The 17,490-nt window shown below is 58.8% G+C and carries 18 protein-coding genes; 6 read left to right on the forward strand and 12 right to left on the reverse strand.

Annotation, left to right across the window (positions count from 1 at the left end; all coding sequences use genetic code 11):
• On the reverse strand, positions 1-371 hold a 371-nt coding region (locus AC0V6L_RS00005; RefSeq protein ID WP_486151987.1), incomplete at its 3' end, for a hypothetical protein.
• Between the two features lie 11 nt (positions 372-382).
• On the reverse strand, positions 383-874 hold the full coding sequence (locus tag AC0V6L_RS00010; RefSeq protein WP_486151989.1) for a methyltransferase family protein: 492 nt from the start codon (positions 872-874) through the stop codon (positions 383-385).
• A gap of 82 nt (positions 875-956) precedes the next feature.
• On the opposite strand from AC0V6L_RS00010, the gene AC0V6L_RS00015 reads away from it, so the two are divergent.
• Positions 957-1,397, forward strand: coding sequence for a MerR family transcriptional regulator (locus AC0V6L_RS00015; protein WP_486151991.1), 441 nt, complete (start codon positions 957-959; stop codon positions 1,395-1,397).
• Between the two features lie 215 nt (positions 1,398-1,612).
• Here the strand turns inward: AC0V6L_RS00015 and AC0V6L_RS00020 are convergent, their stop codons facing one another.
• Entirely contained in the window at positions 1,613-2,446 is an 834-nt protein-coding gene (locus AC0V6L_RS00020; protein ID WP_486151993.1) for a LysR family transcriptional regulator, read from the reverse strand.
• Between the two features lie 109 nt (positions 2,447-2,555).
• Here AC0V6L_RS00020 and AC0V6L_RS00025 point away from each other — a divergent pair, with 109 nt between their 5' ends.
• Positions 2,556-3,095 (forward strand): hypothetical protein, encoded by a 540-nt coding sequence (locus AC0V6L_RS00025; protein ID WP_486151995.1) that lies wholly within the window; start codon positions 2,556-2,558, stop codon positions 3,093-3,095.
• 15 nt (positions 3,096-3,110) lie between these two features.
• Positions 3,111-3,872 carry a hypothetical protein gene (locus AC0V6L_RS00030; protein ID WP_486151997.1) on the forward strand — a complete coding sequence of 254 codons (762 nt, stop codon included), beginning with the start codon at positions 3,111-3,113 and terminating at the stop codon, positions 3,870-3,872.
• A gap of 19 nt (positions 3,873-3,891) precedes the next feature.
• Here AC0V6L_RS00030 and AC0V6L_RS00035 read toward each other — a convergent pair whose 3' ends face one another.
• The 7 genes from AC0V6L_RS00035 to AC0V6L_RS00065 form a co-directional block, all read right to left on the reverse strand.
• Positions 3,892-4,680 carry a LysR family transcriptional regulator gene (locus tag AC0V6L_RS00035; protein WP_486151999.1) on the reverse strand — a complete coding sequence of 263 codons (789 nt, stop codon included), beginning with the start codon at positions 4,678-4,680 and terminating at the stop codon, positions 3,892-3,894.
• A gap of 374 nt (positions 4,681-5,054) precedes the next feature.
• Positions 5,055-5,471 carry a Co2+/Mg2+ efflux protein ApaG gene (gene apaG, locus AC0V6L_RS00040; RefSeq protein WP_486152001.1) on the reverse strand — a complete coding sequence of 139 codons (417 nt, stop codon included), beginning with the start codon at positions 5,469-5,471 and terminating at the stop codon, positions 5,055-5,057.
• A 183-nt stretch (positions 5,472-5,654) separates the two neighbouring features.
• Positions 5,655-6,740: an Rv3169 family protein gene (locus tag AC0V6L_RS00045; protein WP_486152003.1), complete on the reverse strand. Its 1,086-nt coding sequence runs from the start codon at positions 6,738-6,740 to the stop codon at positions 5,655-5,657.
• Between the two features lies 1 nt (position 6,741).
• Positions 6,742-7,161, reverse strand: coding sequence for a phosphotransferase (locus AC0V6L_RS00050; protein ID WP_486152005.1), 420 nt, complete (start codon positions 7,159-7,161; stop codon positions 6,742-6,744).
• A complete protein-coding gene (locus AC0V6L_RS00055) occupies positions 7,059-7,829 on the reverse strand; it encodes a hypothetical protein (protein WP_486152007.1) in 771 nt (256 codons plus the stop codon). Before AC0V6L_RS00055 ends, AC0V6L_RS00050 begins: the two co-directional genes overlap by 103 nt.
• An 11-nt stretch (positions 7,830-7,840) precedes the next feature.
• On the reverse strand, positions 7,841-8,461 hold the full coding sequence (locus AC0V6L_RS00060) for a DsbA family protein (protein WP_486152009.1): 621 nt from the start codon (positions 8,459-8,461) through the stop codon (positions 7,841-7,843).
• A 65-nt stretch (positions 8,462-8,526) separates the two neighbouring features.
• Positions 8,527-10,041 (reverse strand): SulP family inorganic anion transporter, encoded by a 1,515-nt coding sequence (locus AC0V6L_RS00065; RefSeq protein WP_486152011.1) that lies wholly within the window; start codon positions 10,039-10,041, stop codon positions 8,527-8,529.
• A 253-nt stretch (positions 10,042-10,294) separates the two neighbouring features.
• Here AC0V6L_RS00065 and AC0V6L_RS00070 point away from each other — a divergent pair, with 253 nt between their 5' ends.
• Positions 10,295-13,660 carry an amidohydrolase family protein gene (locus AC0V6L_RS00070; protein WP_486152013.1) on the forward strand — a complete coding sequence of 1,122 codons (3,366 nt, stop codon included), beginning with the start codon at positions 10,295-10,297 and terminating at the stop codon, positions 13,658-13,660.
• An 84-nt stretch (positions 13,661-13,744) separates the two neighbouring features.
• On the opposite strand, the gene AC0V6L_RS00075 is transcribed toward AC0V6L_RS00070, so the two are convergent.
• Both AC0V6L_RS00075 and AC0V6L_RS00080 read right to left on the reverse strand, forming a co-directional pair.
• Positions 13,745-14,962 (reverse strand): trans-sulfuration enzyme family protein, encoded by a 1,218-nt coding sequence (locus AC0V6L_RS00075; protein ID WP_486152015.1) that lies wholly within the window; start codon positions 14,960-14,962, stop codon positions 13,745-13,747.
• Between the two features lie 13 nt (positions 14,963-14,975).
• Positions 14,976-15,542: a TetR/AcrR family transcriptional regulator gene (locus AC0V6L_RS00080; RefSeq protein ID WP_486152017.1), complete on the reverse strand. Its 567-nt coding sequence runs from the start codon at positions 15,540-15,542 to the stop codon at positions 14,976-14,978.
• Between the two features lie 79 nt (positions 15,543-15,621).
• On the opposite strand from AC0V6L_RS00080, the gene AC0V6L_RS00085 reads away from it, so the two are divergent.
• Both AC0V6L_RS00085 and AC0V6L_RS00090 read left to right on the forward strand, forming a co-directional pair.
• Complete coding sequence (locus tag AC0V6L_RS00085; protein WP_486152019.1) at positions 15,622-16,020, forward strand: hypothetical protein; 399 nt, start codon at positions 15,622-15,624, stop codon at positions 16,018-16,020.
• A gap of 17 nt (positions 16,021-16,037) precedes the next feature.
• Positions 16,038-17,414, forward strand: a complete 1,377-nt coding sequence (locus AC0V6L_RS00090; RefSeq protein WP_486152021.1) for a phospholipid carrier-dependent glycosyltransferase — start codon at positions 16,038-16,040, stop codon at positions 17,412-17,414.
• Positions 17,415-17,490 lie beyond the last annotated feature (76 nt).

The following is a 17,490-nucleotide window of genomic DNA, read 5'->3' on the forward strand; positions in this document are numbered from 1 at the left end:
ACGCTGAACCAGCCTCGGGTCTTGAGGCCATGCTTTTCGCCAAAGGCATTGCGCCAGCCCATCTGGAAAGTGACCCAGAAAGCAAGCGAGAACCCAATCACCACCAATAAAGTGCCAATCGAATATTGCGGGAAGGAGGACGCGGGAGGCACAGGCTCGAAAAATAGAAGCGAAAGCGCCGCCAGTGGATAAAGAAACAGGCGAAACAGCGTCATGAAGGTTCGGTGCTGCCAACCCTCTTTTGACGGTGGCGGGAAGAACTTGAATTTACGACTCAAGGCCGCAAATGCAGACAGGATGACTATCGCGGAAATGGCGCAGGCCGATACGCCAAATAATATCCAAGGCGTTGACGAAGGAAGGTTGATCATCAGTGTTGCTCCTATAGCCAACGCCGTGTCTGCTTGCGATATGCGGCAAAGGCATTTCCGAACTTCTTTTCAAGAACACGCTCTTCCGGAATGATCTGAAAGACGGTCATGGAAAGTGCATAAAGCAATGCCCCGCCAAGCGCGGCGATGTTCTGTAAGGCGAAGGCTAAACCAAGTAGGACGAACAGCATGCCGAGATACATCGGGTTTCTCGTGAAGCGATACAGACCTGTTGTTACCAGCCGCTCCGCCTTTTCGGGTTCAATCGGATTTACCGTTGTCCCCGCCCTTGTGAATGATCTTACAGACAATAGCAGCACTAGCGAGCCAGCCAGAACCAACGGCACCGATAGCCAAAAGAATACTGTGGATTGGATGGCTAGGAATGGGATGTTCACCGCCAAAAAGTAACTCGCAATGCCATAAATGGCGAATTGCACGAGTGGCGGAAAATAGAGCCTTTGGGTCTGTTTTGTAGGCCCATTATGGAAAGGTTTGGTCATCGTTTCACTCACTTGAAAATGATTCGATGTAGGTGATACGGTCTACAGCGACTGTAGAGGCAAGCGGGAAAAGCACATATTTATGAAACCAATGACAATCGGCCGTCTATCTAACGCCGCAAACGTCAAAGTGACCACCATTCGCTATTATGAAAGCATCGGCTTGATGGGCATTCCAGAGCGCAGCGCGAGCGGTCAAAGAATATACGGTAGCGTTGATGTGGAGCGCCTGTCATTTGTCAGGCATGCCCGTGACCTTGGTTTCTCGATGGAAGCAATCAAAGATTTGATTGGATTGCAGACCGAGCCCGATCAAGACTGTTTAGCTGTAGACACAATCGCTCAGAAGCAACTTCTTGAAGTGCAAAAGCGGCTTACTCAGCTTGAAGCCTTAGAGCGTGAGTTAAAACGCATGATCGAGAATTGCCAAGGCGGCAAAGTTGGTGGGTGCCAAGTCATGGCTGCGATCAATGACCACTCTGAATGCGAGGCCGACAGACACGAACGTTTGAAGTCACTCTAAAACGAGAATTTTCCGGCGTCCGCCTTTGGGTCGCCAACCAAATGACAGCTTTCGGAAACCTATGGCGAGAAATCGGTCAAATCGTCAGAATGTGGAACCAGCTTCTTTCGCGCGTGTGAGTCAAATTTTTGGAGTCAGGTACCACGGCCACTGTAGGGTCAGTATGCATAACAGCACATCACGTTAACCGCACACCCAAGCCCGTATCCCCGCACCTACCCCGCCGCCGCTTGCAAGCTCTCCACCAAAGCCTCTGCCACATTCTCATCCACATCGCGCCGCCAGCACACATAGGCGGGAAAATCGAAATCGGGCGCTTTGTCGATACGGGTTAGCTCGCCTGATGCCGCAAAGGGCTCTGCCAAGCGTTCTGGCACATAGCCTGCCATGCTGTTTGCGATCAGCCAGCGCGCGGATCTTTGTCCCAGATCGAGCACCAGGCCTGCCTCTGGCGCTATCCCTAACCGCGAGGCTATTTCCAGCCCCAGATTGCGGCCCCAATCGATCCGCACAAAATCCTCTTTCCACGCCGCTGGATCGCCTGCTGTTACCAGCACCAGCCTGTCATCAAACAGTTTTTGCGCGGCAATATCGCGGCGAAAGACCGGATCGTGAACTACGATCACATCCAGCTCACCCTCGGCGATGTCGCGGTTGAGCCTCGCCCATGCCCCTGCCGTGACCCGCAAAGCCAGATTGGGGATCGCCCCGCGCACATCGTCGAGCCAGCGCAAAAGCAATCGGTCCCACAGGAAATACTGCCCGCCAAAGCTGAGCGAATGGTCAAACCGCTCTGGCAGGGCGACCTCGTGCCGGGCGAGTTCCCATGCGCGCACCGCTTGGCGTGCGGGGGCCAGAAACCGCTCACCCGCCGATGTCAGCTGGCACCCGCGCTTGTCCCTGATGAACAGCGCAGTGCCGAGGCGATATTCAAGCTGCTTGATCCGTTCGGTCACGCTTGATGGGCTGGCATTCACGCGCGCAGCAGCGCCCGCAAAGCTGCCCGTGGCGGCCGCAGCGAGGAAGGTTTGAAAGGCTGTGATGTCCATTCACTTTGGATAATCCAAATTTATAATTCAGACAATCGCGTTTCTCTAAATTATTTTTCGCACCTAGAGAGGCTGCAACACACAGCCACTTCGACCAAGGAGCATGACAATGAAAACTTTCCTTATTGCCTCCACCCTCGCCCTCGCTTCGCTTACCGCGCCGAACATCGCGCTGGCGAACACCGCAGAGACCGCGCCCGTGACAAGCGAAATCGTCGTATCGGGCGAGTTTCAGAAAGACTGGCAGCGCGGCAATACGCTCGAAGCTGAAGGTCTGCGCGATCTGCAAAAATCGCAGCGCAATCTGGTTAAATACAGCGCCGCTGTGGTGAACGCCCAAGACCTGCGCGACACATCGCAAAGCCGGGCGGACAATGCGCGGGCAACCTTTGACAGCCTGATCGCTCGCCCCAGCCCTGTCAGCGCGTCCGAAGCCGCGAAATGGGCCGAGCAACTGGACAGCGCGGCATCAGACTGGCGCAAATTTGAAGAGCGCCGCGATGATGCGGCCAAGGATCTGGCCAAAGCGCAAAAGCGCGCTGCCTCTGCGCAGGCCGCCGTCGATAAAGCGCAAGGCAAAGTCGATAAGGGCCGCATCATGATGGCCGATGCCGAGCGGGCGAGCACGCTGATCGCCTCGGCACAGTAAATAGGGCTGCTGCATATGCAACGCGGATCAGCATTTAGGCAGCCAGGCAGCGGGACAGGGCGGGGAAACCTGTTTCCCGCTGCCGCTTTTGCGCGCTCTGTGCCGGGGAAAAGCCATTCTCCGGCGCTGTTTTTAACTCTAAGGCTGGCCCGCCGTCTGGCCTTGTTTATGGCGCTTCGCCTGACGCTGTATCTGGCCCTTTCATCGGCGATTTTGCTTGCATTCTGGCCTGCCGCTGCATCCGCACAGGACCGCGCGCAGCAGGACAATCTGGGCAATGCCGCGCTGGATGCTGTGACCCAGCCGATGGCCGATCTGAACCTGCGCAGCAAGGATATCCCTCTCATCCTGCGCATTGCTGAGGCCGCGCCCTATGATCTTGCAGCGCTGCCCGATTGCCAAGCGGTGTTTGGTGAGATTGCGCGGCTAGACGAAGTGCTTGGCCCCGATGCCGACAGCGCGCCGGATGAAGCGGGCCTATTGCGCAAGGGATTAAACCAGGGCGGCAAAATGCTGGGCGGGCTGATCCCGTTTCGCGGGATAGTGCGGCAGATTTCCGGCGCGAATGCTCAGGCGAAGAAATGGGAAGCGGCGATCAATGCAGGCTTTGCCCGGCGCAGTTTCCTCAAAGGCTATCTGGCGGGCAAGCAATGCGAGGCGGCTTTGGGTGCGGGTGCGGGTGCGGGTGCGGGCACGGATGACGCGCCAAGTTCCGCGCGCGAATTGCTGGGTTTGGCAGGCGAGGATGAGGATAAAGACAGCGAAGCGGGCGAGTAAAGCCCGTATGGGCGATGCCTCAGGCGGTCAAAAACGCGACCAGGGCTTTCACCTTTTTGCTGCGCCATTGCGGTGTTGGGGCGACCAGCCAATAGGCGCGGCGGCTTTCCTGCGGCGCATCGAGCGCCGTTAACGCCCCGCTTTCCAGCGCATTGGCAACCAGCGGCATCGGCAGCACCGTTTTGCCCATACCCGATAAAGCAGACGACAACGCCTGCCCTGCAGAGCCCGCTTTGATGCACGGCTTTACGTCTTCAGGCAAAGCGGCACCGGGCCAGTCGATCCACGCCTCTCGCGCATCGGGTGCGGTTACGGTCACCCGCTCAGCCGGCGCGAGTTGCACACCTTCCAGATCGCCCGGTCCATCAACCAGCCGGATCGCAAGATCGAGATTGGCCTCGGTAAAATCGGCATTTTCATCCGCCACAAACGAATATAAAACTCCCGGCGTGCCAGACTGAAATTCAGCAAGGCGCGGCGCGAGCCATTCGGCGTAAAATTCGCGCGGCGCGGCAATGGTATAGCGGTCCGAAGATTGCCCCGCCTGCATGGCCTGCACGCTCTCTTCAAAGCGCAGAAACCCTTCGCGCAAAGGATCAAGGCCGGCCGCGCCCTCCGGTGTCAGCTCCAACCCCTTGGACGTGCGGCGGAACAGGACAACGCCCAAATGATCTTCCAAAGCGCGGATTTGCTGGCCGACGGCAGCAGGCGTCACCGCAAGCTCATCCGCCGCGCGCGTAAACGACAAATGCCGCGCGGCAGCATCGTAAACCCGCAAAGCGTTCAAAGGGAGATGGGTGCGTTTCATAGCAGCGCGGGGCCTAACCGCTTGGACGGTGCGCTGCAAGATTGTTGGTTTGATGTTTGGTGAGTCTTTGGTTTTACGAAGGCGCATCCGCGCCTTCGTCCTCGGCGCTGTTTCAAAGCTTGGCTTCGTCCGGCTTTGAGCACCTGCGGGCGGCCGGTCGGCCTTGCGGGCCTGCGGCTCGCGGTGTTTTTTGTTTGGTCCCTCAATCGCCGGGCGCGGGCCATCCGGCCCGCTTGGCTCCGCCGCATAAGCGCCGACGGGCGGTCGCAGCGCAGTCAGGCGCGAGGATTTCGCACCCCGGATGGGGTGCGGACAAACAAAAACGCGAGATCAGGCACCAAGGATTGCACACAGGTGCAATCCGCACCCAAAGCTCAAGCCGCAGACGATGGTCCTTCGGCGGTTTCGGGGGCGGCTAGTGGGAAGAAGGGGATGCGCACTTCTACAGGGGTGCCGTCTTTGCGGAAGAAGGTGTAGAACCCTTCCATCGATCCATGCGCCGTCGTCAGCGGGCAGCCGGACACATAATCGTGGCTTTCGCCCGGTTCGAGCAGCGGCTGTTCGCCCACCACACCTTCGCCATCGACATGGTTGACCATGCCGCGCGCATCGGTGATCCGCCAGTGACGTGTGCGCAGTTGCAGCGTTTCATAGCCGCCGTTTTCAATGCGGATGTGATACACCCAAAACCACTTACCCGCATCAGGATGCGATTGTTCCGGCAGGAAATTGACCGCGACACGCACGGTCACGCCTTCGGTGGTGGCGGCGTGTTGGAACAGTTCTTTCATACAAGATCCAAGGTAACGATTCTGGTTTCAGTCACAAGAGCCTAAACGCCCTTAATCCCGGCTGTATCCCGGAAATCTTGCGATTGTTACAAATTGTATAAATGCTGCCCGCGTATAAACACGCAATGCTGCTGAAAAATCAGATTGATAGTAAACTAAGCCCTTATTCTTGCAGCCTTCTGGCTAATAGTTTTCAAGTCCCAACGGCGCATAGGGGCCAAGAATAAGCTGTTCAAATATTCCGATACCCTGCGGTTTTTCCGCATTTTCGCCCGCTTTCACCGCGCAGATCATCTGGACGTGGCGGTTTTCAAGTGCCGCAGGGTCCAGCGCCTCAAGGTCATAATCCTCCCGCTCGGTTGCAAGCTCGCCGTGGTAAGCGCCGTGGCCCCAGACAGGGTGAGTGTAGCCAAGGCCTTTCATCTGGAACCTGCGTAGCGGGGTCAGCGTGATGCGCTGTGGCGCGCCTGCGACATCAAAGTCCAGCACTGCGCCGCTGGGCCAGCGCGTATCTGCGGCCAATTCGCAGGCTAACGCGCCCGTCCCTTCCGCGATTGCACCGGGCAATCCGCCATCCGCAACATAGGCCGCGCGCGTGTTCCACGCAGTGCCGTCAGTATCGGCGTTCACATGAAAGAACAGCGATCCTGATTGAAGGTTTACAGGTGTCCATTGCCAGAAGAAATTGGGCGCCATAACCCCTGGGATCGGCTGCTGATCACGCGCGCCAACCGGGCGCACGCCCCAGCTTCTGTCGCGCGTGCCCAGCGTCCCCGCTGCCAATTCCTCCCGCTTGCCATCCAGTGAAATCCAGCCGGTATAGCGCCCGTTCTGTGTCATCCGGGTGTAATCCATAAAAGCGCGCGGACCGATCCGGTGGATAAAGCGCGGCTCTTCAATCGGAGCAGCGCGCGCATCGAAAATAAATTCGCCCGCGATCCCCTCGCATTCCTCAATCGTCACTTTCAATTGCTGAAGCGGCTGGATCACTTCGATGGCAATCGGCCCCACTTTCAGCGCCATACGCTCCATTCCCAGAACGCAGCTGGCATGGAGGCAATATTGAGCGGTGCCGCGGATAAAACTGAAATGCGCATCAGCAATGTCGAGATGCGGATACACCCCGAATGCAAGCGCAAAAAAGCCGCTGCCATCAGGGGCATATCCGTTGAAGAAATAGCGATCGTAAAAATTGCGATCCGTCCCGGAATAGGCAACCGGTTCAGGCGTTTGGTGAATGGGGTAATCATCGCCGCGCGATAGAACCATGTCAGCTTTGCTCCTTTAATGCCGCCAGCGAATTGTGCTCAAGCGCGAGCGCGCACGCGCCGCGCGCCATGGACAGGAAATTGGCATCGCCGCGCTCGGTCCGTTCAACAAAGGCCGCGCTGAACACCGCTGTGCTGACCCCGTGCAGCGCCCCGATGGCGTAATCGCGCGCGATGTCGCTGCGAGTGAGATGCACACCGTGCACGGCCATTTGTTCGCGGTACAGATCCAGCAATTCGTCTTCATGCGCGCGGCGCAGATCATCGCCAAATCCAGCGCCCATCAGATATCCGACATCCGTCATTGCATGGCCCGCCGTTACCGTCTGCCAATCGAGCACAGCGATGGGCTGTGCGCCGCCTTTGATATCGAACAGCATATTGTCCAGACGCAGATCGCCATGGACAAGGCATTGGGGCACCCCGGGGAGCGCGGCAGGCGAATGTCCGACAATTTGGGCAGCGCGGCGATGGCATCGCACAGCGCCATAAATTCCGGCTCAATGCTATCTGCGTATCGTTCGCGAAAAACGCTGTGTGCCTGCGGGTATAATGCATCGATTTGCTGGGTCACCTGCTGCGGTGTTTTCAGCCACGGCGCGCTTAACACTGCGTCCTTGTGCCAGCTGGATCCGTGAATAGCGGCGGCCTGACAGATCGCCGCGCGCGCCTCTGCAAGGCTGCATCCTTCCAATTGATTGCCAATGCGCGCCGGTCCCAAATCTTCGAACAGGATGATAAATTCGCTGCCATCACCTGTCACCTCGGCAAAGGCGGTTTTCGGCGTGCGCACAGCCAAATCATCCGCAATCTCGCGGTAAAAGAGCACTTCTTTGCGGTACAGTCCCATCATCGCTGCGGTGGCGCGGCTGGTTGGATTGGCGGCGGCGAATTTGCCAGCAAGAGTGCTTGATGAACCATCGGCGTGAAGCAATTCGAACCGCACGCTGTCGCCGACCTGCCCGGTGCCGATGGGCTGAAACGTGACGCTTTGGACCGGGCTTTCGGGCTGATCGGCAAAGCCCTGCGCCAAAACGGTGTTCAGCCAATCGGCTGTGACGGCATCGGGGCTTTTCGGAAAATGGTCCACCGCGCGCCTCCTTACGCTTTGGTCAGTTCATCCTCGATCTGGCCAAGGCGTTCCTTGCCGAAGAACATTTCGGTTTTGCCGTCTTTCTCGCCAACAAAAACGGTGGGAATGCCAAAAGCCCCGCGCGCCACCGCGTGATCGGTGTTGCCCGCAAGGCCCTGCTTGACTTCGTCTGTCTGGCTGCGCGCGAACAAGTCGGCTGCGTCAAATCCGGCGGCATCCACCGCTTTGCCCAGCACATCGGGATCGGTCACATCAGCTGCATCTTCCCAGATCGCGGGCAGCATTGCCTCGACGAACTGAACGCCGCGCCCGTCCTGATCGGCGGCGAAAAGCATGCGCTGCAACGTGATCGAATTGAACGGGAATTTCGGGTTGAGCCGGTATTTCGTCAGCTTGTGCGCTTCGATAAAGCGCTGCATTTCGAGGATATCGTATTCGACCTTTCCCGCGACATCCTTGTTACGGATCATCGGCGGAGCATTGCCTGTAAGCTTGTGCATCCCGGCGAGGAAAACAGGCGTGATATCAAGCTCAGCGCCCGTGCGCCGAACAAGATCGCGCAGCGGCCACCAGATAAGATAGCCATTGGGGCTGACAAAATCGAAAATCAGCTCGGCGCGGTTTGTCATGATGTATCCCTCCCTCTTCGGCAGAGGGGTGGCATAGCGGCCTGCAACTCACAAGCCGAAAAGCATCAATGCGGCGCGAGGCCCGTTTCCAGACCGGTGCGATCTTCCAGAGCGTATTTGTCAACCAGATCGGCGCTTGCCCGGTTGAGCCCCACAATCCGCACATGGCGGCCATTGCGGCGCATCCGGTCAACCGCTTTTTCCAAGGCTCCGATGGCGGAAATGTCCCAGAAATGCGCTTTGGCGACATCGATGATGACATCATCGGCGGGGTCTTCCTCTTCGCTTTCGGGACCAAGCATGTTCTGGAACTTGTCAGAGCTTGCAAAGAATATCTCGCCAGTCACGTGATACACTGCTGAATGCGGGCGGCGCACGCGTTCCACTGTGAAAAGCGAGCGGACTTTGTTGGCGAAGAATATGCCTGACATGAACACGCCGACAACCACGCCAATCGCCAGATTGTGCGTCCACACCACCACCACAACGGTGGCGATCATCACCAGCGAGCTGGACGGCGGATGAATGCGCAGATTGGGGATCGAATTCCAGCTGAAGGTCCCAATGCTCACCATAATCATCACCGCGACGAGCGCAGGCATGGGCACTTGGCCGACATAGCTGCCCAGCACTGTCAGCAGGAACAGCAAAAACGCGCCCGCGGTAAAGGTCGACAAACGCCCCCTGCCCCCTGATGCGATGTTGATGACCGATTGCCCGATCATCGCGCAGCCGCCCATCCCGCCAAAACAAGCGGCAACGATGTTGGCAACGCCCTGGCCTGCACTTTCGCGCTGTTTGTTGCTGTCGGTGTGCGTCATATCGTCAACGATTTGCGCGGTCAGCAGGCTTTCCAGCAGACCAATCGCGGCCATCGCCAGCGCATAAGGCGCAATGATTTGCAGCGTTTCGAGCGTTAACGGCACATTCGGCAAAGCAAAGGATGGCAGGCCGTCGGGCAATTTGCCCTCGCCCGCCACATTGTTGACAGGCAGGTTCCAGTACACGGCCGCCGCTGTCAGCAGGATGATCGCGACCAGCGGACTTGGCACAACCTTGGTGATGCGGGGAAAGCCGTAAATGATCGCAAGGCCAGCTGCGACCATGATATAGGTTTCCAGCCCAACCCCTTCATTCCACGGATTTAATTGCGGTATCTGCGCTATAAAAATCAGGATAGCGAGCGCGTTGACGAAGCCTGTGATCACACTGCGCGAAACAAATTGCATCAGCAGATCAAGCCGCAGGACGGCAGCAATCCCTTGGAAAATTCCCATCAAAATGGTGGCGGCAAACAGGTATTCCACCCCGTGTTCGCGCACCAATGGCCCCACCACCACGGCCACCGCAGCGGTCGCGGCGGAAATCATGCCGGGCCGCCCGCCTGTCAGCGCGATAATCATTGCAATCGCAACGCTGGCATAAAGGCCAACCGACGGGTCCACCCCAGCGATCAGCGCAAAACCGATTGCCTCGGGGATCAGCGCCAGCGCCACCACGATGCCTGCCAGAATATCGGCGCGCGGCTGGGCGAGCCAATCGCGTTTGAATGTCGCTGCAAAAGAGCGGTCTTGGACCATGGGGCGTTTCCTGAAAATGGGCCGCGCGGGTTTGGATGGATCAAAACCGCTTTAAGAGATTGCGCGACGCGCCTAGGGATTTATGCTGCAATGCACAAGTGCGCGGGGCCATCCGCGCCAGCCAGCGCGCGCGCTCCGCACGCCGTGCGCCCCCATGGTACAGGCCCGCACAGTCACCGCGCAGCAAATCGTGACAATCGCTTTCGCGGACCGTAAGGCCTTCGTTTCGGGGTCTTATACGGGAGTTTGTCACATGCGCCATTCCGCCACACGTTTCTCTGGCACACGCCGCTTTGCAGCCGTCTTGCTAACGGGTTCTTTCCTTGCCAGCGCCAGCGCGGCCTTGGCCGATGATCACACAGCCGCAGACAAAAAGGCATGGGATATCGAGGCGCCTAAGGGGGCAAAGATCAAACAAGTCCCCATCCAAACCGACGAAGGCACGTGGATGGATGTCGATGTGTCGCCTGATGGACAGACAATCGCGTTTACCATGCTCGGCGATATCTACACCGTCCCCATCACCGGCGGCAGCGCGCGGCGGATTGCCAAAGGCATGGCATGGGAAGTGCATCCGCGCTTTTCGCCCGATGGCACGCGCATCGCGTTCACGAGCGATAGGGGCGGCGGCAACAATATCTGGATTATGAATGCGGACGGGTCTGACAAACGCCAGCTGACGAAAGAAAGCTTCCGCCTGCTCAACCAGCCCACATGGTCGCCCGATGGTCGCTTTATTGCGGCTAAAAAGCATTTCACCACGCAGCGTTCGCTCGGCACGGGTGAGATCTGGATGTATCACGTATCGGGCGGCGGCGGCGTGCAGGTGGTCGAACGGCGCGACACTTCGCTGCAAAAGGAACTGGGCGAACCCATTTTCGCCCCCGATGGCAAAGCGATTTATTACACCCGCAACACAACCGGCGGGAACACCTTTATTTATGCGCAGGATTCCAATGCAGGGATTTTTGCGATTGAGAAACACGACCTTGAAACAGGCGAAGTGACCACAGCGGTGGACGGTTATGGCGGCGCGGTGCGCCCTGCCCCTTCGCCTGATGGCAAACAGATCGCCTTTGTCCGGCGCGACAAGGATAGCTCGCAATTGTGGACCAAGGATATCGCATCGGGGCGCGAGCGGATGATCTACGATGCGCTTGATCTGGATGTGCAAGAGACTTGGGCGGTTACCGGCGTCTACCCCAATATGGATTGGACACCTGACAGCGCGTCTATTGTGTTTTGGGCCGGCGGTAAGCTTAACCGGGTGGACCGTGACGGGGCAAACCATGCGGTCATCCCCTTTACCGTGAAAGACACGCGCGGCATCGCCGATGCGCCTCATCCGGTGATCGAGGTATCGCCTGACCGGTTTACCACCAAGATGGCCAAATTCGGCACGCTATCGCCCGATGGCAGCACCGTTGTGTTTGAAACGCTGGGCAAATTGCACACCAAATCGGCGCGCGGGCGCGATGGCGCGCGGCCTATGACAGGTGATGCGAGCGATACGGTTGAACTATACCCGGCATACAGCCGCGATGGATCACGTCTCGCCTTTGTCCGCTGGAGCGATAAGGGGCTTGGCGAAATTGTGGTGGCCGATGCCAATGGCCAGAACGCGCGCACGGTTTCGCCCATGCCCGGCCATTATGCCAGCCTTGCATGGTCTCCCGATGGCCAGATGATCGCGTATGAAAAACGCACCGGCGGATACCTTACCGCGCCAGAGCAATCGGAAAATCCGGGCATTTACCTCCAGCCGGTAAGCGGCGGCGATCCGGTGATGGTAACGCGTTCAGGATCAAGCCCGCAATTTGGCGCAGGCGGTGACCGGGTGTTTATGGTCGCAAGGTCGGGTGAGAAACTGGCGCTCAAATCGGCTGATCTCGATGGCGAAAAGATGCGCACCCATGCAACCGGCAGCCTCGTCAATGATTTCCGCATCGCGCCTGATGGCAAGACGATTGCGTTTCGCCAAAACTACGAAGTGTTCGCCATGCCGATGATACCGGGGGGCAAACCTGTCGATGTGAACGAGGCAAAAGGCCCCATCCCCATCACCAAGGTTTCTGATGGCGGGGCGGATTTTATCGGCTGGGCGCGCGGGGGTGAGACCCTGTTCTGGTCGCTTGGGCCAAACCTTAAACAGGCGCAGGTCAGCGATTTCTTCGCCTCCGCACCCAAAGGCAAGGGTGACAAGGGCGGCTACGAGACGCCCGGCAGCGCCATTACGATGGCGGTCACAGTCAATAAAGCGGCTCCCAGCGCAACGCTGGTTATCACAGGGGCCAAAGTGCTCACCATGGCAGCAGGCCTCGATAAAGAAGACGCAGGCGTCATCGATAACGGCGTGATCGTGATTGAAGGCGACCGGATCGCCGCGATTGGCGCGGCAGGCGATGTGAACATTCCCCAAGGCGCGACCATGATCGATGCCAGCGGCAAAGTGGTGATGCCCGGATTTGTCGATGCGCACCATCACGGCCCGCACGGCACGGGCGAGCTTATCCCCCAGCAGAATTGGAGCCTTATTCAGGATCTTGCTTTGGGCACAACGACCACGCACAACCCGTCAAGCGATGCGAGCCTGATCTTCGCCTCGGCGGAGCGGCAGATGGCGGGCACTCTGCTTGCCCCCCGCATCTTTTCCACCGGAGAGATCGTCTACGGCGCGAAAGCGCCCAGCGTCTATGCGCGGATCGACACTTACGAAGAGGCGCTTGCCCATGTTCGCCGGATCAAGGCGCAAGGCGGCATCTCGATCAAGAATTACAACCAGCCCCGCCGCGAACAGCGCCAGATGGTGGCGCGCGCTTCGGCAGCAGAAAACATGCTGGTGGTGGCCGAGGGCGGATCGCTGTTCGGGATGGATATGAACCTGATCGCTGATGGCAATTCGACGATGGAGCACAATGTGCCAGGCGATGTCTTTTACGAAGACGTGCTGCAATTCTTTGGCCAATCAAACACCAATTACACGCCCACTCTGGCGGTCACCTATGGCGGGCTGGCGGGCGACCCCTATTGGCGCCAGGCCACAGACGTGTTCGATCATCCTTTAATGATTCACACTCCGCCCAAAGTGCTGCTCGCGGCAACCGGACGCCGCGTGAAAGCGCCCGATTGGGCGTTTGTCGATGACAATGCCGCGCGCGAGGCGAAGAAGATTTCAGATCGCGGGATCAAGGTATCCATCGGCGCGCACGGCCAGCAACCCGGCATTGGCGCGCATTGGGAAATATGGAGCTTTTACCGCGGCGGATTTAGCGCAGTCGAAGCCCTGAAAACCGCGACGATCTACCCTGCCCAATCGCTCGGCATGGAAAAGGATGTGGGCAGCCTTGAAGTCGGCAAGCTGGCTGATCTGATTGTGCTTTCCGCTGATCCCACCGCCAATGTGCGCGACAGCGACAAAATCGAAAGCGTTATGCTGGGCGGGCGCATGTATGATGCGAAAACCATGGCAGAGGTCGCAACCGGCACTGGCGGCAGGCGCGCTTATTGGTGGGAAAACGGCCAGGGCGGCAATGCTGGCGGATCAACGCGCGCCACGCATGACGGCGCAGGCCACAATCACGGCGACGGAGACGGCGAAGGAGGCAGCCACTCTTATTGAGCGGAGCGGGTGGCTGGCGGATGGTTGGTGGGCGGCCACTCTGCACCCATCCTCCCCTCTTCGCTTGCGCTTATCCAGCCCCGGTCAAATCCCCGCCGCGCCGAGCGCCTGGTCCATATCCTCGATCACATCGGCCACATCCTCCAGGCCCACATTGATCCGCAAGAGCCCCTCGGTAACGCCCATTTGCGCGCGGGCTTCTTCTTCCATGCCTGCATGTGTGGTGCTGGCCGGGTGGCACATCAGGCTGCGCGTATCGCCGATATTGTTGGAGATATCGACCAGTTCCAGCGCATCGAGCAGCGCAAAAGCTTTCTCGCGGGTGCCCACGTCAAAGGCAAAGATTGGCCCTGTTGCCTCCATCTGATCCAGTGCCAATTGGTGGTGCGGATGGCTGGGAAGTCCCGGATGGAGCATGCGCCCGCCCGCAGCCGCTATGCGCGGCTCTAAAAATTCGCCCAGCTTCACGGCATTGCCGCTTTGCCGCCGGGCGCGCAGGTCCAGCGTCTCCAGCCCCTTATGCACCACCCATGCGTTGAACGGCGACAGGTTTGGCCCGGTGTTGCGCTGGAATGGCAGCAAAGTTTCGTTGATCCATTCCTCGCTCCCGCAAATCGCGCCGGCCAGCACGCGGCCCTGCCCGTCCATCAGCTTGGTCGCGCTATACGCCACCACATCCGCACCAAATTCCATCGGCCGCTGCAAAGCGGGCGAGGCGAACGCGTTATCGACCACAGTGGTGATGCCGTGGGCGCGCGCCAGATCGCAGACAAATTGCAGGTCTACGATGTCGAGCGTCGGATTGGCGGGTGTCTCGAAAAAGAAAACCTTGGTGTTGGGCCGGATCGCCGCTTCCCATGCGGCGTTGTCCGCGCTGTCGATCACGGTGGTTTCAATGCCGAAACGGGGCAGCAGATTGTCAACCAGCCAGCGGCACGATCCAAACGCCGCGCGCGCCGCCACGCAGTGATCGCCTGCGGACAATTGGCACAGGAGCGATGCGGTCATCGCCGCCATCCCGCTGGCCTGAGCGCGGCACGCATCTGCCCCCTCCATCAATGCAATGCGTTCTTCCAGCATCGCAACCGTTGGGTTCTGGAGGCGCGAATAGGTCATACCGTCGGCATCGCCCGCAAATCGGTCCGCCACGGTTTGCGCATCGTCATAGGTATAGCCTGATGTGAGGAACAAAGCCTCGCTCGTCTCGCCATGCTCGGATCGCCAAGTGCCGCCGCGCACGGCCTGCGTTTGCGGACGCCATTTGCGCGTTGCGGCGCGGTTCATGCCTGTGGTTTTTTTCATAAGGATGCCGCGCTTAACGCTCTCGCAGATCGCTAGCAAGCAGACCTTCGCGCGCTGTGCCTTCGTGCCCGACAGCGTCGAGCATCAAAGTGCCCTCCATAAGAGTGAGCAGGAACTGCGCGCCGCCGGCGGGATCGGGATCGTCAGCGGGCATTTGCCCCTCTAGCCAAAGGAGCTGTTTGGCAATCATCGCCTCTGCTGCATCGCGATATCCGGGCAGCCCGCGCGCGGAGCCTGCGACGATCTCCCACCAGATCGTCATAAAAGGCTGCATCATCGGGTGGCGGCCCTGCTCGATCACCCGCGCAAAGCACTCCGCGCGGGTTTTCGGCCTATCAACGCCCATCGCGGCATTGAGAGCGGCGGAATAAATGCCTGCAATATGATCGAGCAGTTCGGTGATCAGCGTTTCTTTATTGCCGAAATGATAGATCAGCATCCGGTCAGACGTGCCCGCCGCTTTTGCCAGCGGGCGCAGGCTTGCCTCCCCCAATCCATGATTAAGCACATGCGCAGCGAGCAGCGGCAGCAGCGTCTCTTTGGACAGTTTGGCTTTCTGGGTGGCTTTTGGAGCAGGCATGATCACTTTTCTATTGTAGCAATCGCTACATTGGATTAACAAGGCACGTAGCAGTCGCTACACAAATGGAGTCAGACCGATGAACGCTTTGCAAATCCTCTTCTTCGTCATCATCAGCGCAGGCACGCTTGCAGGCGCGTATATTCTGATCGCCAAACCGGTAAAGGGCAATGCGGCACTCGCTGGTCTGCTTGGCCTTGTTTTTGCAGCCTACACCTTTGTCCAGATCGCGCGAGAGGGCGCGGTGATGTTCTTCACCAACCATTCGGCCAATCTTACCGGGCTGCAAGTGTGGTGGGATCTGGTGATGTGCGTTGTGATTGCGTTCTTCTTCATCGCCCCGCGCGCCCGCGCTCAGGGGATGAATGTGATCGGCTGGGCGCTGTTTGTCGCCGCCACGGCCAGCATTGGCCTTCTCGCAATGTGCGCGCGGCTTTTCTGGCTGGAGGCCCGCATGGATCGGCAGGCGGGCGCATAAGGCGCTGAATTGACTTGATGGCGCAGGTCCGCTTTGCTTTAGCGGGCCTCGCCATGTCTCAGGCTGATCCTTCCCCTGCTATCCTTGCCGAAACGAGCGGCCCGCCGCCTCGCCCCGCTGATCCATGGGTTTGGTGTCTGGCAATCCCTGCGGTGTTCGCAGCGATTGCTGGCATTGGTTTGGGGATACCGTCTGCGCCTTATTTTGATGAAGTGCATTATCTGCCCGCCGCGCGCGAATTGCTGGCGATTGGATCACTGCACGGGGCGCGCTATCTCAACCCTGAACATCCCTTATTGGGTAAGGAGTTGATCGCGCTGGGGATTTATCTGTTTGGCGACAATCCGCTGGGCTGGCGGATTATGCCGCTGATCTTTGGGACGATCACTGTGGGCGCTGGCATGCGCGCGTTGTGGCACGCGAGCTATGACCGGTTTGCGGTGATCGCGTTTGGCGTGCTGATTGCCACCGGATTTCACCTGTTCATCCACGCACGCATTGCAATGCTCGATATCTTTATGGCCGCCTTTCTCAGCCTTGCTGCGTGGCAATTTGCCGCCGCCATGCGCGAGCCAGAGACGGGGCGCTGGCGGCTGGCGCTTTGCGGGGTTGCGATTGGATGCGCTTTGGCGAGCAAATGGAATGCGGTGCCGCTTGCCATGGTGCCGGGACTTACCTTTTTTGCAAGCCGCCTGTCTGCGGGCCGCCGCCGCCTCATCATCAGCACGCGCGGTATTCCGGTGCCGGGCATATCTTTGGCAGAGGCATTTGTGTGGCTCGGCATTGTGCCTTTGTGTGTGTACGCGCTGACTTTTGCGCCGGGCTATTGGATGGGCGAATATCTGCGCCCCTCCATGCTATCAGAGCGCGGGCTGATCGGGCTGCATCAAGAGATATTATCGCTTCAGCAGCAAGTGCTTACGCCGCACACTTATCAAAGCACCTGGGATCAATGGGTGCTCAATACGCGGGGGATCTGGTACTTTTACGAATTCGCAGATGGCGCGCAGCGCGGCATTTTGCTGATCGGCAATCCGGTAACGATGCTGCTGGGATTGCCCGCCTTGGCGTGGTGCCTTGGCACAGGTGTTGTGCGCGCGGATTGGGCGAAACTGGGCGCAGTGGTCGGCTTTTCGGTAAGCCTGGGCCTGTGGCTGATCGCGCCCAAACCTGTGCAGTTCTACTACCATTATATGATGCCAAGCGTGTTTTTGCTCGCCGCGCTTGCTTTGTGTTTAAGCGAGATGCGCAAGGTTGGCTGGGGCAAATGGAGTTACGGCGTACTGGCCGCGAGCGCCGGGATATTTGCGCTGTTCTATAAGGTGCTCGCCGCAGCGCCGCTGGACGGGGCGATGAGCTTTGAGAAATGGACATGGATTGCGGGGTGGAGGTGATTTTGTTTGTGCACCCCCATCCGGGGGCGCGTCCTCGCTAGACGCGCAGCAAAGCTGCGCCCCCTGCGGGCGGGCG

This window comes from Erythrobacter sp. JB1-15 (assembly GCF_057365035.1).

Excerpts from the sequence above, each read along its gene's own strand:
- AC0V6L_RS00035 (WP_486151999.1), bottom strand. The coding sequence starts at position 4,680 with ATGAAACGCACCCATCTCCCTTTGAACGCTTTGCGGGTTTACGATGCT.
- AC0V6L_RS00065 (WP_486152011.1), bottom strand. The coding sequence starts at position 10,041 with ATGGTCCAAGACCGCTCTTTTGCAGCGACATTCAAACGCGATTGGCTC.
- AC0V6L_RS00030 (WP_486151997.1), top strand. The coding sequence starts at position 3,111 with ATGCAACGCGGATCAGCATTTAGGCAGCCAGGCAGCGGGACAGGGCGG.
- AC0V6L_RS00010 (WP_486151989.1), bottom strand. The coding sequence starts at position 874 with ATGACCAAACCTTTCCATAATGGGCCTACAAAACAGACCCAAAGGCTC.
- AC0V6L_RS00025 (WP_486151995.1), top strand. The coding sequence starts at position 2,556 with ATGAAAACTTTCCTTATTGCCTCCACCCTCGCCCTCGCTTCGCTTACC.
- AC0V6L_RS00070 (WP_486152013.1), top strand. The coding sequence starts at position 10,295 with ATGCGCCATTCCGCCACACGTTTCTCTGGCACACGCCGCTTTGCAGCC.
- AC0V6L_RS00020 (WP_486151993.1), bottom strand. The coding sequence starts at position 2,446 with ATGGACATCACAGCCTTTCAAACCTTCCTCGCTGCGGCCGCCACGGGC.
- AC0V6L_RS00060 (WP_486152009.1), bottom strand. The coding sequence starts at position 8,461 with ATGACAAACCGCGCCGAGCTGATTTTCGATTTTGTCAGCCCCAATGGC.
- apaG (WP_486152001.1), bottom strand. The coding sequence starts at position 5,471 with ATGAAAGAACTGTTCCAACACGCCGCCACCACCGAAGGCGTGACCGTG.
- AC0V6L_RS00090 (WP_486152021.1), top strand. The coding sequence starts at position 16,038 with ATGGCGCAGGTCCGCTTTGCTTTAGCGGGCCTCGCCATGTCTCAGGCT.
- AC0V6L_RS00080 (WP_486152017.1), bottom strand. The coding sequence starts at position 15,542 with ATGCCTGCTCCAAAAGCCACCCAGAAAGCCAAACTGTCCAAAGAGACG.
- AC0V6L_RS00045 (WP_486152003.1), bottom strand. The coding sequence starts at position 6,740 with ATGGTTCTATCGCGCGGCGATGATTACCCCATTCACCAAACGCCTGAA.
- AC0V6L_RS00085 (WP_486152019.1), top strand. The coding sequence starts at position 15,622 with ATGAACGCTTTGCAAATCCTCTTCTTCGTCATCATCAGCGCAGGCACG.
- AC0V6L_RS00075 (WP_486152015.1), bottom strand. The coding sequence starts at position 14,962 with ATGAAAAAAACCACAGGCATGAACCGCGCCGCAACGCGCAAATGGCGT.
- AC0V6L_RS00015 (WP_486151991.1), top strand. The coding sequence starts at position 957 with ATGAAACCAATGACAATCGGCCGTCTATCTAACGCCGCAAACGTCAAA.